This window comes from Beijerinckia sp. 28-YEA-48, from assembly GCF_900104955.1.
Lineage (GTDB): Bacteria > Pseudomonadota > Alphaproteobacteria > Rhizobiales > Beijerinckiaceae > Terripilifer.
Genome location: NZ_FNSI01000001.1, coordinates 4,951,273 through 4,963,458 on the forward strand (window position 1 = coordinate 4,951,273; position 12,186 = coordinate 4,963,458).

14 protein-coding genes are annotated in these 12,186 nt (G+C 61.8%); 6 read left to right on the forward strand and 8 right to left on the reverse strand.

Translation table 11 applies throughout. The features are described 5' to 3' along the window. Window positions 1-147: 147 nt before the first annotated feature. The 4 genes from BLW50_RS23180 (at window position 148) to BLW50_RS23195 (ending at window position 3,285) form a co-directional block, all read left to right on the forward strand. A complete protein-coding gene (locus BLW50_RS23180) occupies window positions 148-1,185 on the forward strand; it encodes an aromatic ring-hydroxylating dioxygenase subunit alpha (protein WP_090709570.1) in 1,038 nt (345 codons plus the stop codon). A 146-nt stretch (window positions 1,186-1,331) separates the two neighbouring features. Continuing rightward, window positions 1,332-1,712 carry a PilZ domain-containing protein gene (locus tag BLW50_RS23185; protein ID WP_090707108.1) on the forward strand — a complete coding sequence of 127 codons (381 nt, stop codon included), beginning with the start codon at window positions 1,332-1,334 and terminating at the stop codon, window positions 1,710-1,712. A 102-nt stretch (window positions 1,713-1,814) separates the two neighbouring features. Beyond that, window positions 1,815-2,597, forward strand: a complete 783-nt coding sequence (locus BLW50_RS23190) for a hydroxypyruvate isomerase family protein (protein WP_170850316.1) — start codon at window positions 1,815-1,817, stop codon at window positions 2,595-2,597. 10 nt (window positions 2,598-2,607) lie between these two features. Beyond that, a complete protein-coding gene (locus tag BLW50_RS23195; protein ID WP_090707113.1) occupies window positions 2,608-3,285 on the forward strand; it encodes a class I SAM-dependent methyltransferase in 678 nt (225 codons plus the stop codon). A 338-nt stretch (window positions 3,286-3,623) separates the two neighbouring features. Here the strand turns inward: BLW50_RS23195 and BLW50_RS23200 are convergent, their stop codons facing one another. From BLW50_RS23200 to BLW50_RS23210, 3 genes are all read right to left on the reverse strand, one after another. Beyond that, window positions 3,624-3,890 (reverse strand): hypothetical protein, encoded by a 267-nt coding sequence (locus BLW50_RS23200; RefSeq protein ID WP_139267715.1) that lies wholly within the window; start codon window positions 3,888-3,890, stop codon window positions 3,624-3,626. Window positions 3,891-3,955: 65 nt separating this feature from the next. Beyond that, window positions 3,956-5,068 carry a patatin-like phospholipase family protein gene (locus BLW50_RS23205; protein WP_090707117.1) on the reverse strand — a complete coding sequence of 371 codons (1,113 nt, stop codon included), beginning with the start codon at window positions 5,066-5,068 and terminating at the stop codon, window positions 3,956-3,958. Between the two features lie 13 nt (window positions 5,069-5,081). After that, window positions 5,082-5,867, reverse strand: a complete 786-nt coding sequence (locus tag BLW50_RS23210; RefSeq protein WP_090707120.1) for a 3-hydroxybutyrate dehydrogenase — start codon at window positions 5,865-5,867, stop codon at window positions 5,082-5,084. Window positions 5,868-5,973: 106 nt separating this feature from the next. Here BLW50_RS23210 and BLW50_RS23215 point away from each other — a divergent pair, with 106 nt between their 5' ends. Continuing rightward, window positions 5,974-6,444 carry a transcriptional repressor gene (locus tag BLW50_RS23215; RefSeq protein WP_090707123.1) on the forward strand — a complete coding sequence of 157 codons (471 nt, stop codon included), beginning with the start codon at window positions 5,974-5,976 and terminating at the stop codon, window positions 6,442-6,444. Window positions 6,445-6,530: 86 nt separating this feature from the next. Next, window positions 6,531-7,820, forward strand: coding sequence for a flavodoxin-dependent (E)-4-hydroxy-3-methylbut-2-enyl-diphosphate synthase (gene ispG / locus BLW50_RS23220; protein WP_090707126.1), 1,290 nt, complete (start codon window positions 6,531-6,533; stop codon window positions 7,818-7,820). A 26-nt stretch (window positions 7,821-7,846) separates the two neighbouring features. Here ispG and BLW50_RS23225 read toward each other — a convergent pair whose 3' ends face one another. The 5 genes from BLW50_RS23225 to BLW50_RS23245 form a co-directional block, all read right to left on the reverse strand. Continuing rightward, window positions 7,847-9,040 (reverse strand): D-alanyl-D-alanine carboxypeptidase/D-alanyl-D-alanine-endopeptidase, encoded by a 1,194-nt coding sequence (locus tag BLW50_RS23225; RefSeq protein ID WP_090707128.1) that lies wholly within the window; start codon window positions 9,038-9,040, stop codon window positions 7,847-7,849. A gap of 119 nt (window positions 9,041-9,159) precedes the next feature. Further along, window positions 9,160-9,921 (reverse strand): class II aldolase/adducin family protein, encoded by a 762-nt coding sequence (locus BLW50_RS23230; protein ID WP_090707130.1) that lies wholly within the window; start codon window positions 9,919-9,921, stop codon window positions 9,160-9,162. Window positions 9,922-9,923: 2 nt separating this feature from the next. Then, the gene (locus BLW50_RS23235; protein WP_090707132.1) at window positions 9,924-10,949 is read right to left on the reverse strand and encodes a Bug family tripartite tricarboxylate transporter substrate binding protein; all 1,026 of its coding nucleotides are present in this window, start codon (window positions 10,947-10,949) and stop codon (window positions 9,924-9,926) included. A gap of 175 nt (window positions 10,950-11,124) precedes the next feature. Then, a complete protein-coding gene (locus tag BLW50_RS23240) occupies window positions 11,125-11,400 on the reverse strand; it encodes a hypothetical protein (protein ID WP_090709572.1) in 276 nt (91 codons plus the stop codon). Between the two features lie 11 nt (window positions 11,401-11,411). Further along, window positions 11,412-12,149 carry a sulfite exporter TauE/SafE family protein gene (locus BLW50_RS23245; RefSeq protein ID WP_090709574.1) on the reverse strand — a complete coding sequence of 246 codons (738 nt, stop codon included), beginning with the start codon at window positions 12,147-12,149 and terminating at the stop codon, window positions 11,412-11,414. Window positions 12,150-12,186: the final 37 nt, after the last annotated feature.

A 12,186-nucleotide genomic window follows, 5' to 3' on the forward strand; every position in this document is an offset into this window, starting at 1 on the left:
GTTTCCCGCAGGCGTCCCAGTGCTTTGTCGCCTCTGGCGTCGGGAGAATCAAGTTGGGTGTGGCTGCTGTGACTGATTGAATGGCGATGCGTGCTGTGACAGATTTCCCGCAACAGCGCGCAGACGCTCATTGGGAAAGAGGCGGCGATGTATCTGCGCAATGCCTGGTATGTGGCGGCTTGGAGCCGCGAGGTGACGCGTGGCCTGTTGGCGCGCACGTTTCTCGACGAGCCGGTGGTGCTGTGGCGGCGACAGGATGGCTTGCCCTGTGCCATTGAGGATCGTTGCTGTCACCGCTCCCTGCCGTTGTCGCTTGGCGCCGTCATCGGCGACGATCTGCGCTGCGGTTATCACGGCCTCAAATATGACGGGTCGGGCGCCTGTATCGAAATCCCCGGCCAGCCGAATATTCCCGAACGGGCGCGGGTGAAATCCTATCCGCTGGCCGAGCGCTATGGCTGCGTGTGGATCTGGATGGGCGATCCGGCTTTGGCCGATCCGGCGAAACTGCCGGATCTGTGGTGGTGCGAACATGCCGATTGGGTCACCACGCGGCCGGACATGGTGCATCTGAACGCCGATTATCGGCTGATCGCCGACAATGTGCTCGATGCCACGCATCTGACCTATGTGCATGCTTCGTCGATCGGCACGGAATCCCTGACCGAGATCGAGCCGCTGACGACACAGAAGGACGACGAAGTGGTGCGGGTGGAACGCTGGATTTATAATCGGCCGCCACCGCCCGCCTATCAGAAAGCCGGCCATTTCACCGGTCCTTGCGATCGCTGGGCCGCCGTCGAGTTTCATCCGCCGAATTTCTGCGTCAATTTCGCCGGCTGTGTCGATGCAGGGCTGGGTGGCCCGGGCAAGGATCTGTCGCTGAGCCAGCACAAAGTGGAGCTCGTCGCCCTCAGCCTGCCGACGCCGGAGACGAGTACGTCGCAGCATTACTTTTTCGCCTTCGCCCGCGCCTTTGGCCTGAACGATCCGGAGGTGGAGGCATTCTTCAGCGCGGGGATGCTGGATGTGTTCCGCGAAGATTTCGTCATCCTCGAAGCGCAGCAGCACCGCATGAACCAGATGCCGAATGCGGTGCGCATCGACATTAAAACCGACAATGGCCCGATCCTGGCGCGGCGCATGCTGGACCGGCTGATCATGCTCGAGCACACGCCGGCCTGACGCCTATGGCTTGAATCGATGGGGGATTCGCCCCGCGTAAACCTTTTCTTAATTATGACGGACGGTTCACGATCGGCGCAAAGCTTCGTTCAAATTTTGCCTCTATCCTGCGGGACAAAGCGCCCGTGAGCGAAACGAGGACTTCGATGACAGAACAACGGCAGGTTGCGCGCGTCCGCTCCATGCTCGGCGCGCAGATCGTATTCAACAATCGCTCGACCACCATCGACTGCAGCATCCGGAACGTGTCGCCTCGGGGCGCCAAGCTCCTGGTCGGTGAAACCATGTCGATACCTCAGGAGTTTGAGTTGAGCGTGCCGGCGAAGGGCCGCTCCTATCGCGCCACCATCATCTGGCGGCGTGCCGGGGAAGTTGGTGTCGAATTCGCCCAGGAGCCGTCGCGCGCGACGTTGATGATGGATGACAGCGAGCGCGTGCGCGAGCTCGAAAGCGAAAATGCTTTGTTGCGCAAGCGCATCGTTGATCTCAAGTCGCAACTTGAGCGTTTCATGCAAACCGACGCGTAGCCATCGCAGGTATTTGCATGGCTGACGGACTGGCTCTGGTGTAAAGGCTAATCTCCGCGCCGCTGGTGTCTGTGGGTCGCCACGTGCCTTTTGGAGATGATCATGCCTGCCGCCCTTCGCCTATCCGCCAACATTTCGATGATGTTCACGGAACTGCCGTTCCTCGACCGGATCGATGCAGCGGCGCGGGCTGGCTTTGTCGCGGTGGAATGCCATTATCCCTATGAGTTCGATCCGCGCGAAGTGAAGATACGGCTCGATGCGGCCGGCGTTGTCATGAACGGCATCAATACGATTTTCGGCCAACCGGGCGAAGTCGGTCTCGCGGCGCAGGCGGGCCGCCAGGACGAGTTTGCCGCCGCCATCGATCAGGCGCTGAGTTTCGGCTCCAAGGTGGGTGTCCGCACCATCCATTGCATGTCCGGTGTCGTATTGCCGCCGGCGCGTGAAGCGGCACGCCAGGCTTTTCTCGAAAACATGGCGAAGGCCAGCGATGCGGCGCGCAGCGCCGGCATCACGCTGCTGATCGAGCCGATCAATCGTTACGACCGGCCGGACTATTTCGTCTCGCGTTCCGACGATGTGGCGGTGCTGCTGGCGGAGCTGCGCCGCGATAATGTGAAGTTGATGTTCGACTTCTATCACATCCAGATTTCCGAAGGCGACCTGCTGCGGCGCATGGAAGCCTATTGGCCGATCATCGGTCATTTTCAATTTGCCTCGGTGCCGAAGCGGCAGGAACCCGATACGGGCGAGATCGCCTATGGCGCGATCTTCGCTGACATCGCGGAGCGTGGCTGGCCAGGTTTCGTTGCAGCGGAGTATCTGCCGCGCGCCACCACCACCGAGGGGTTGGGCTGGATGCGCACGCTTGTGGTCGCATGACCCAAGAATCATGAATCATGATCCGGTTGCTCGAACAGCTTTCATCCGCGCCAACACGGCCTTGATGCCGGTGCCCTATGCGCCTGAGATCAAATTGCATCTGGCGCATGAGGCATTGGAACTTTGGGAAAAGACCGAGGAAGATCTTGAGGCGATCGGCCTGCCACCGCCGTTCTGGGCTTTCGCCTGGGCCGGCGGCCAGGCGCTGGCGCGCTATATTCTCGACCATCGCGAGATTGTCGCCGGCCAGCGTGTGTTCGATCTGGCGTCTGGCTCCGGCCTTGTCGCCATCGCCGCGGCGATGGCTGGCGCGCGACACGTGACCGCCAACGAGATCGACGATTTCGCCTTGGCCGCGATCGCGCTCAATGCGCAGGCCAATGATGTGGAGATTGCCGTCGCTGCCGGAGATATGATCGGTCGTGATGAAGGCTGGGACGTGGTGCTGGCGGGCGATGTTTCCTACGAGCGCGATATGGCTGAAAGGATCACCGATTGGCTGGCGGGCTTGCATCGGCGCGGTTGCACCGTGTTGATCGGCGATCCCGGCCGTAGCTATCTGGCGCGGGAGCGGCTGGTCGCCGTGGCGGAATATCAGGTTCCGGTGACACGGGCGTTGGAGGATGCGGAGGTCAAACGCAGTAGCGTTTGGCGTTTCAAAAGCGAAGGTAATGCCGACCCGGCCTAGAGCATTTTCGCGCGAAGTGCGATTGCCGTGAAGCATTTCGGTTCGCGCCAAGAAAATGCGTCAAAATAGAAACTAGGCCCGATGAGAATCGGGCCGAGTTGCGATTGAGGCATGGGCGTGCCGCGTGGCGATCAAGGCCGCCATGCCACCACCGATGGCGCCGAGGAAAGCGCCGGCGAAGGCGCCACACAGGACGAACAATAAGCATTTCAGCAAGTGCAACATGACGTCCTCCCGTATCGAGAGATCCAAGATATTCCAGGGATCATGGTGCATCACATCATGAACACGGCCGGAGCGATGTATGCTGACGCACGTGGCGTTCGTGGCGGGATGGATCAGAAGCGCGTGAGACGTTCGTTTGGCCGCGCCACGATCAGGCCGATCATGCCGCCAGCCATGGCGCCACCGGGGATAAAGGCGCGGGCGATGAGGTCGGCGCAAGCGGCGCCTGTGCAGCCGTGCTGGGCGAATTCCATATAGGCGATGCCGACCATGGTGCCGAGACAGGTGCCGATAAAGGCCCCGCCAATGGCGAAGACGAGGTATTTCAACAGGCGCACCATGACGCTCTCCGGCACCAAATAGGATGGTGATGGGATCATGGCGCGGCCATGTGCGCCGTATGCCGGCGCACATGATGTCAACGGGCGTTTGGGTGATGCGGGCGTTATTGATAAGCCAAGCGCAGGTCGAGCGTGCCTTGCTGGCCAATCTTGTCGTAGTTCTCTTCAAGCCACGTGCGCGCCACTTTGCGACCGATGTCGCGCAACTGGACGAGGAAGCTCCAGCGCGCATCCATCTTCGAGGCGGCCGAGAAGATCGCTGTTTCGTCGGCGCCGTCGATGCGGTGGATGAAGGGGCGCTTGTAGCGTGGCGGCCCGAGCACGCCCTCGTCAAACAGGCGGTTGACGAAAGAGACGGCGCGCAATTCGCCCATCAACGCGCTGTTGAAGGTGATTTCGTTGAGCCGGTTCTGGATATCGCGCGATGTTTTTGGCGTCACCATGCGCTCGATCGGATTGATCTGGACGATGATGATGTCGGCGGACTGGGTGTTGTAGAACAGCGGGAACAGGGCGGGATTGCCCATATAGCCGCCGTCCCAATAGGGCACGCCATCGATTTCGACCGCCTGGAAGACGGTCGGCAGGCAGGCTGAGGCGAGCAGATGCTCCGGCGTCAGGATCTTCTTGTCGAAAATGGCGATGCGGCCGGTATGTACATTGGTCGCGCCGATAAAGAGCTTGATGCTGTTGGAGGCGCGCAACTTCTCGAAATCGACGATCGAGGTGAGGTGATCGCGCAGTGGATTGATGTTCAGCGGATTGAGCTGATACGGGCTTGAAAAGCTCGTCAGAAAGTTCATCCACGCTTGCACGGGCGAGGAATCGAACGACCAGGAGGCGAAAAGCTGGTCGAAGATTTGGCGTTGGGCGAGATTGAGGCCGCTCTCGTCGCAGACGGCATTCCAGAATTTCTCCAAGGTGGCGCGCGCCCCGTCGCGGCCGCCTTCGAGATAGCCGTGAGCCAGTGCCACGGCGTTCATCGCGCCGGCGCTGGTGCCAGTGATCGCCTCGATTTCGAGGCGTCCGTCTTCGAGGATGGCGTCGAGAACCCCCCAGGTGAAGGCGCCGTGGGAGCCGCCGCCCTGCAAGGCAAGGCTGACGGTCTTGGGCGTGTTCGTCTTGGAAGCGTCTTTCGGCGCGTCTTGGGACGAACTCTCGGGTGAGCTCTCGGGCGGGGTTTTGGGCGCGTTGGCGCCGTGGCTTTTGCTGGCCATGGGGCTTTGCCCGTCAGGCCGCTGTCCAGCCCCCGTCCATGGAAATGTTGGCGCCCGTGATCTGCGAGGCTGCGTCGGAACAGAGATAAACGGCGCAGGCCGCCACTTGCTCGACGGTGACGAATTGCTTTGTCGGCTGCGCGTCGAGCAACACCTCGTTGATGACTTGCTCGCGCGTCATGTTGCGGGCCTTCATCGTCTCGGGAATTTGCTTCTCGACCAGCGGCGTCCAGACATAGCCGGGCGAAATCGCATTGGCGGTGATGCCGAAGGCCGCGACTTCAAGGGCGACGGTCTTGGTGATCCCGGCGATACCGTGTTTGGCCGCGACATAAGCGACTTTGAACGGCGAGGCGACGAGCGAGTGGGCCGAGGCGGTGTTGATGATGCGGCCCCATTTGCGCGCCTTCATGCCAGGCACGGCGGCGCGAATGGCGTGAAACGCCGAGGACAGATTGATGGCGATGATCTGATCCCATTTCTCGACCGGGAAGTCCTCGATCGGCGAAACGAATTGAACGCCCGCATTGCTGATGAGAATGTCGACGGAGCCGAGCTTGCTTTCGGCGTCCTTGACCATGGCGGCGATCTCGGCCGGCTTGGTCATGTCAGCGCCGTTGTAGATGCACTTGACGCCGAAATCCTTCTCGATGCCCGCGCGTTCTTTTTCGATCGCATCGGCATCGCCAAAGCCGTTGATGCAGACGCTGGCCCCTTCCGCGGCGAGTGCGCGGGCATAGGCGAGGCCGATGCCGCTGGTTGATCCGGTGACGAGAGCATTGCGCGACTTCAACGACATCTGATTGTCTCCTTTGACCCCAGTTTGATATATTGCATCGCACAAATATTGTCACCGCATTAGGGCGGGTCTCGCAGAAGTGATCGAATCTCCCTATGTTAAGAACATGACAGCTCAACACACCGCCGATGTCCATCACGACCATGACCACTGCGAGGGGCATGGGGTGAGCCTGCATGAGCATCCAGTCAAGCTTACGCCAGGCCGGAAAATCATTTTGGATCTGCTGTGTAGCGCCGCCAAGCCGCTGGGCGCCTATGACATGATCGATCGGGTGGCGGACGCCACCGGCAAGCGGCCGGCGCCGATTTCGGTCTATCGTGCCCTGGATTTCCTGCTCGAGAACGGCCTGGTGCACCGGCTGTCGTCGCGCAACACCTTCGTCGCCTGTGGCCACCGCCATGCAGCCACCGATCCCCTGGTCTTCCTGATTTGCGATGTCTGCGGCAAGGTGTCCGAGGAGACCTCGGCGGAGCTGGGCAGCTGTCTTGAAGCCGTCGCCAAAGGGGCGCATTTCACCCGCAAGTCGCAGGTTATCGAGGTCAGCGGCGTCTGCGCGAGCTGCGCCAAGGCCTAAGTCGCTGTCGCGTGACTTGACCAAAGCCTGAACTGGCGGCAAGCCCTAGACAGATTACGCAAGGGTCGCGTTGCGAAGGACTGGCCATGCCTGCTGACGATATTCTTTCCAGCCTCGAGGGTTCGGAGCCCGCCGGCCCGGCGCCGCGCCACCGCACCGTGGGCGTGCGCGTTGGCACCGGCCGTGGATCGGTGGTAGTTGGCGGCAATGCGCCGATCGTCGTCCAGTCGATGACCAATACGGACACCGCCGATGTGGACGCCACCGTGCAGCAGGTCGCTGCCCTGGCGCGCGCCGGCTCCGAATTGGTGCGCATCACGGTCGATCGCGACGAGGCCGCCGCCGCCGTGCCCCATATCAAGGAGCGGCTTTTGAAGATGGGGATCTATGCCCCCATCGTCGGCGACTTTCACTATATCGGCCATAAGCTGCTCGCCGATCATCCGGCGTGCGCCGAAGCGCTCGACAAATATCGCATCAACCCGGGCAATGTCGGCTTCCGCGAGAAGAAGGATCGGCAATTCTCCGCCATCGTCGAGAAGGCGATCGAACACGGCAAGTCGGTGCGCATCGGCGCCAACTGGGGCTCGCTCGATCAGGAATTGCTCACCGGGCTGATGGACGCCAATGCGCGCTCAACGCGGCCGGTGGATGCGCGCGCGGTGACGCGCGAAGCGCTGGTGCGCTCGGCCATCTGGTCGGCGGAGCGGGCGGAAGAGATTGGCCTGGCCAAGGATCGCATCATCCTGTCGGCGAAGGTCTCGGCGGTGCAGGATCTGATCACCGTCTATCGCATGCTGGCCAAGCGCTGCGATTACGCGCTGCATCTGGGCCTCACCGAGGCCGGCATGGGCTCGAAGGGCATCGTCGCCTCGTCGGCTGCCATGGGCATTCTGCTGCAGGAAGGCATTGGCGACACGATCCGCGTGTCGTTGACGCCGGAGCCGGGCGGCGACCGCACGGTGGAAGTGCAGGTGGCGCAGGAACTGCTGCAAACCATGGGCTTTCGTACCTTCGTGCCGCTGGTCGCTGCTTGCCCCGGCTGCGGCCGCACCACGTCGACAGTGTTTCAGGAACTGGCGCAGAGCATCCAGTCTTACATCCGGGACGAGATGCCGGGATGGCGCGAGAAATATCCCGGCGTCGAAGGGCTAAACGTCGCGGTGATGGGCTGTATCGTCAACGGCCCCGGCGAATCCAAACATGCCGATATCGGCATCTCGCTGCCGGGCACGGGCGAAGCGCCGACAGCGCCAGTCTTCATCGATGGCAAGAAGGCGATGACCTTGCGCGGCGCCGGCATCGCCACTGAGTTCAAGCAGATCGTCGACGACTATATCGAGAAGCGGTTCGGCGCGAAGAACGCGGCTGAGTAAGCACGCGGCGGAATAAGAGCTTCTGGTTAAAGCCCCGCCGCAATCGTCCGGAGCAGCCGGAAGCGCAGCCCGCCGTCATTGTTCGTGAGCGCGATGACGAAACGCACCCGTCCGTTGTTTTTGGTGTCGGCATAGCCCGCGAGCGTGCGAACCCCGTCCATGGTGCCGGTCTTGTTCATGCCGCCGTCATGGCCGCGGAACAGGTCGGCGTGGGGCGCGAAAAGCGCCAGTACTTTGGCCAGGCCACGGGCGGTGAAGCGGTTGTCGCGGCTGATGCCCGAGCCTTCTTCGAGGCGGATGGTCTTGTCGAGGCCATTGGCGGCGAGCTTTTCATTCAGGACCTGTCGCGATTTCGCCAGGCTGACCGGGCCGCCCAGGCGCTTCCCGCCCGTCTCCAGGAAAACTTGATTGGCGATGTAATTGTTCGAGCCGGCCATCAGTTGGACGATGATCTGCGAGAGGGCGCGTGATTGCCGGTGGACGTAAATCGGCGCCAGCCCCTGGGGGACAGAGCCGGTTGAGACATTGCCCTTCACGCTGCCGCCGGCGCGCGTGATGAATGCGGCGATCAGCTCGCCGGCATATTGCAGGCTCATCGCCGGGTCTTGGCTCAGATTGATGCGGCCGCTGCCTTTCGGGCCGCGCTGCAGGAATTGGCTGATCGCGAGGGGCGTAATCGGGGTCTGCGGCTCGCCTGAGAGTACCGTGTTGCCTTTGCGCACGGCGGCGACCGTGTTGAAATTCACCGCCAGGGCGGAATTCAGCGCATTGTAAGCCTCGCCGGTGCTCTCGATGCCGGGGATGCGGATGTTTGGGGGATAGTAGCTGCCGTCCAGCACGATGCCGGTGATCGGCTTCTTGCCGGTGGCCGCGACCAGCGCTGTCGCCAGCGGCGCCAGTTCCTCTGAAATCAGGAAAGGATCGCCGCCGCCACGCACATAGAGCACCCGGTTGGCGTCGAGGTAGAAACGGGTCTCGAAGCGGTAGTCGCCGCCCAGGACGTCCATCGCCAGCCAGGCCGTCACGATCTTGGCGATGGAAGCCGGGACGAAGGGCGCATCAGCGTTTTGCGCCACCAGCTCGTTGCCGTTGGCATCCAACACCAGCACCACGCCCGTTGGCGCCATGGCCGCGACATCTTCCTTGACGCCGGCCAGGGCCGGGGCCGGGAGCAGGAGCAAAGCAAGGGCAAGCGAACGAAACCGCAAGTTAAACCACATGGCGACTCCAGCGCAGGGGCAGCGCCTGCAAACTATCACCGCCTTGCGGACAGACGCCACTCTTTCGCCATGGCTGCGACTCTAGCGCCGGTTGCGTTGGCCGGCGATTGCCATCGCGGTCACTTCTTCTCGATCACAACTTCGCAGACCGGCGGCACCTTCCTGCCCTCGGCCCGGTCGCAGCAGCGGCAGACATAGTTGAACAGGTTCTGATAGAGATCCTGGCGGCGGTTGCGCTGGCCTTTCGCCTTGGTGTCGGCGCTGTTGCCGATGAGCTTCGGTCCGCCCGCCCATTCGGCGTAGAGCTGCACTCTGCAGGCCTTATCGAGTTTGATGGCGTAGTAGACCGCTTCCTCGATCGTGGCGCCGCAGGTGACGATGCCGTGGTTGCGGAGGATGAGCGCATTGGCCTTGCCAAGCCGGCGTGCCACCGCCGCGCCGCGTGCGGCATCGATGATGAGATCGGTGGTTTCGTCGAAGATCGGCAGGTCTTCGAAAAGGGTGGCGTCGGAGACCACGGGCAACAACGGCTTGCCGAGGCTGGAGAAGGCGACCACATGGGAGGGATGGGTGTGGATGACCGCGTTCGCATCGGGCCGCGCGCGCAGCACTTCCGAATGAATGAACACTTCGTTGTGGCGCGGCATGTCACCGCCGATCTTGGCGCCATCGGCATCGATGACGATAATATTGTCCTCGTTCATTTCCTCGATGCCGATGCCGGCGGGCTTCATCAAAAAATGGCCTGACGCGTCGGGCACCCGCACCGTGATATGGCCAGCGACATAATCGCCCTGACCCTCATGGGCCAGACCGCGGCCCGCTTCGATGAGCTTCTTCTTGAGATGCCGCAGGGCTTTGCGGGATTTTGCTTTTGACATGACTATTTCATCATCTCGGTCGAGGCTTGAACGATATCAGGTGGCGTCGCGTAAATCTGCCGCAGCACGTCCTCGACGGCGGAGCCATCGATGGGGCTGACGTCGAGGCCGACCTTCTTCGCCTCGGCGACGAAATCGGGATCCGCCGTCGTGCGCATGAATGCTTCGCGTAAAGCTTTCAGGCGATCAGGGGGAATGGCGGGCGGGCCGACGAAAGGGCGCCCCGCCGTGAGTGAGATGAAGAGGAAACGCACGATCGCCTTTTTGCGTTCGGTGTCGGCGAGTTCCATCACGGTCGGCACATTGGCGATATCGGGATTGCGTTTCAGGCCATATTGCACGATCACGTTGATCGTCTTATCGGCGATCCAATTCGGCCTTGTGCTCATGATGCTGCTCAGGCTCCAGGCGCAGCGCCCCTCGACCTCGCCGCGCTCCATCGCCAGCGAGATGTCGTTGCCACCGGGGTAGCCGGAGACGAATTTGATTTTGGCGCCGAACATGTTCTGCAGCAGGGCCGCGGCGGTATAGCTGATGTCGGCGCGGCTGATGCCGCCGGCGACGAACTCCAGCCTTTGCAAGTCCTCAAACGTTTTCACTTTTGAGCTATTCAGGGCGACGCAGACCATGCTGTCTTCGGTGACGCTGCCAATCCAGCTCATTGTGCTGAAGTCGATCTTGGGGCTGTTGGGATCGACGAGCGGAATAATGAACAAGCCACGGTCGACGATGCCGAAAGCGGTGCCGTCCTTGGGCGCGACGTCCCTGAGATAAAGCGCCAGTTTCATGCTGCCGGCGCCGGGCATGTTCATAGGGACGAGATCGGGGCGGCCGGGAATATGACGCCCCATAAAGCGCGCGATGATGCGGCCGTAATTGTCGTAACCGCCGGCGCCAAAGCCGATGTAGAGATTGATCGTCTTGCCTTTGAAAAAGCTTTCGACGTTCTGCGCGAAGGCGACAGGTGCGCTGAGTGTTGCGCTTGCCAGCGTTGCGAGCGCCAGCAGGGCGACGGCTTTGACGCGCATGATCCCTCCCACAATTTTCGTGATGATAGAGCGGAATGCGAAAAAGGGGGTACCTGTTTTTCGCTAAATCCGGCTCTATTCTTTGAAGCGATCACGTTTTGGATCGATTGATCCAAACCCATGCTGATCTTCTGCACGAAATCGATCGGGGAAACGCCGATGTCGAAACGCCTGTTCAGGCGGGAAAGACGGCGGTCATGTTGCCCATCGGGACTGTTGGATGCATTGTCAGGAAACGATAGCCCGCCTCCGTCACGGTGATCATCGCGGTGCCATCGATCCACGTGCGCGCGAGCAATCCGCGCTCGATCGCGTCTTCCCACACGGTCAGGCGTGGGCAGGAGGTGCGCCAGGCATCGATGACATCCGCATAGGTGCGCGGTTCTCGCGCCACCCATTCCACCAGATCGCGGATGAGTGGGTCGAGGTTTGGGCTGAGTTGCTTGGACATGGAACGCTCCATCACAGAAGCAGGTAGCAGCCGGTCGCCACATAGAAGGAGGCGATCGCGGCGATGATGCGGCTGGCCCACTGGCGATATTGCAGGTCGCTCAGCCGCTCCAGAATCGGCCGCGCCGCCGTGGTGCCGGTGATTGAGGCCGTCACGGCGATCACCGCCATGGTCGGATCGACGCTGCCGCCATCGGTGACGAGGCCGCCAAAGTAAGCCAGTTTGGCGAGATGGCCGAACACTTGGCAGACCGCCTTGGTGGCGACGATCTCGCGCCGCTGTAAGGTACCGCCAAGAAAATAGGTATCGACCAGCGGCCCGGCGACGCCGGTGAGCAGCAAGAGTGCCATACAGCCCGCGCCATAGGCCATGCCGTTGAGAATGCGCGTTGGGTTCGGCCGCAGGCTCTCAGGGATGATCCGCGCGACGAAGGGCGACAAGCCGAGCAGCAGAAAAGCGAGGGGTGTCGGCGGCACATATTGCCACCAGGCCCAGGCCGTGAAGGCCAAGGCGCTGCCGGCGAGGAAAGCGGTGGCGGCGTGCCAACGGATGTGCCGATACCAGAGCGCGCCCCGCCAACCGTTCGACGCCATCTGTGTGATCGCATGCAAGGTCATGGTTTCGGGCACGGGCAGCAGCGCCAGCAGCACGCCCATCAAGATCAGCCCGCCGGCCATGCCGAAAATGCCGGACAGGAAGGCGGTGAAAACCATTGCGGCGGCCAGGGTCGCCGTCAGCAGAATCGACATTTTGCGTATCTCCGGCCCTTTCGTGCGCCGGTTGCGT

What these genes read in the sequence shown, in the direction of transcription:
- BLW50_RS23190 (WP_170850316.1), top strand. Translation starts at nt 1,815, where the DNA reads ATGCCTGCCGCCCTTCGCCTATCCGCCAACATTTCGATGATGTTCACG.
- BLW50_RS23230 (WP_090707130.1), bottom strand. Translation starts at nt 9,921, where the DNA reads ATGTCAAAAGCAAAATCCCGCAAAGCCCTGCGGCATCTCAAGAAGAAG.
- BLW50_RS23210 (WP_090707120.1), bottom strand. Translation starts at nt 5,867, where the DNA reads ATGTCGTTGAAGTCGCGCAATGCTCTCGTCACCGGATCAACCAGCGGC.
- BLW50_RS23225 (WP_090707128.1), bottom strand. Translation starts at nt 9,040, where the DNA reads ATGTGGTTTAACTTGCGGTTTCGTTCGCTTGCCCTTGCTTTGCTCCTG.
- BLW50_RS23215 (WP_090707123.1), top strand. Translation starts at nt 5,974, where the DNA reads ATGACAGCTCAACACACCGCCGATGTCCATCACGACCATGACCACTGC.
- BLW50_RS23235 (WP_090707132.1), bottom strand. Translation starts at nt 10,949, where the DNA reads ATGCGCGTCAAAGCCGTCGCCCTGCTGGCGCTCGCAACGCTGGCAAGC.
- BLW50_RS23195 (WP_090707113.1), top strand. Translation starts at nt 2,608, where the DNA reads ATGAATCATGATCCGGTTGCTCGAACAGCTTTCATCCGCGCCAACACG.
- BLW50_RS23245 (WP_090709574.1), bottom strand. Translation starts at nt 12,149, where the DNA reads ATGTCGATTCTGCTGACGGCGACCCTGGCCGCCGCAATGGTTTTCACC.
- BLW50_RS23240 (WP_090709572.1), bottom strand. Translation starts at nt 11,400, where the DNA reads ATGTCCAAGCAACTCAGCCCAAACCTCGACCCACTCATCCGCGATCTG.
- BLW50_RS23185 (WP_090707108.1), top strand. Translation starts at nt 1,332, where the DNA reads ATGACAGAACAACGGCAGGTTGCGCGCGTCCGCTCCATGCTCGGCGCG.
- BLW50_RS23200 (WP_139267715.1), bottom strand. Translation starts at nt 3,890, where the DNA reads ATGATCCCATCACCATCCTATTTGGTGCCGGAGAGCGTCATGGTGCGC.
- BLW50_RS23180 (WP_090709570.1), top strand. Translation starts at nt 148, where the DNA reads ATGTATCTGCGCAATGCCTGGTATGTGGCGGCTTGGAGCCGCGAGGTG.
- ispG (WP_090707126.1), top strand. Translation starts at nt 6,531, where the DNA reads ATGCCTGCTGACGATATTCTTTCCAGCCTCGAGGGTTCGGAGCCCGCC.
- BLW50_RS23205 (WP_090707117.1), bottom strand. Translation starts at nt 5,068, where the DNA reads ATGGCCAGCAAAAGCCACGGCGCCAACGCGCCCAAAACCCCGCCCGAG.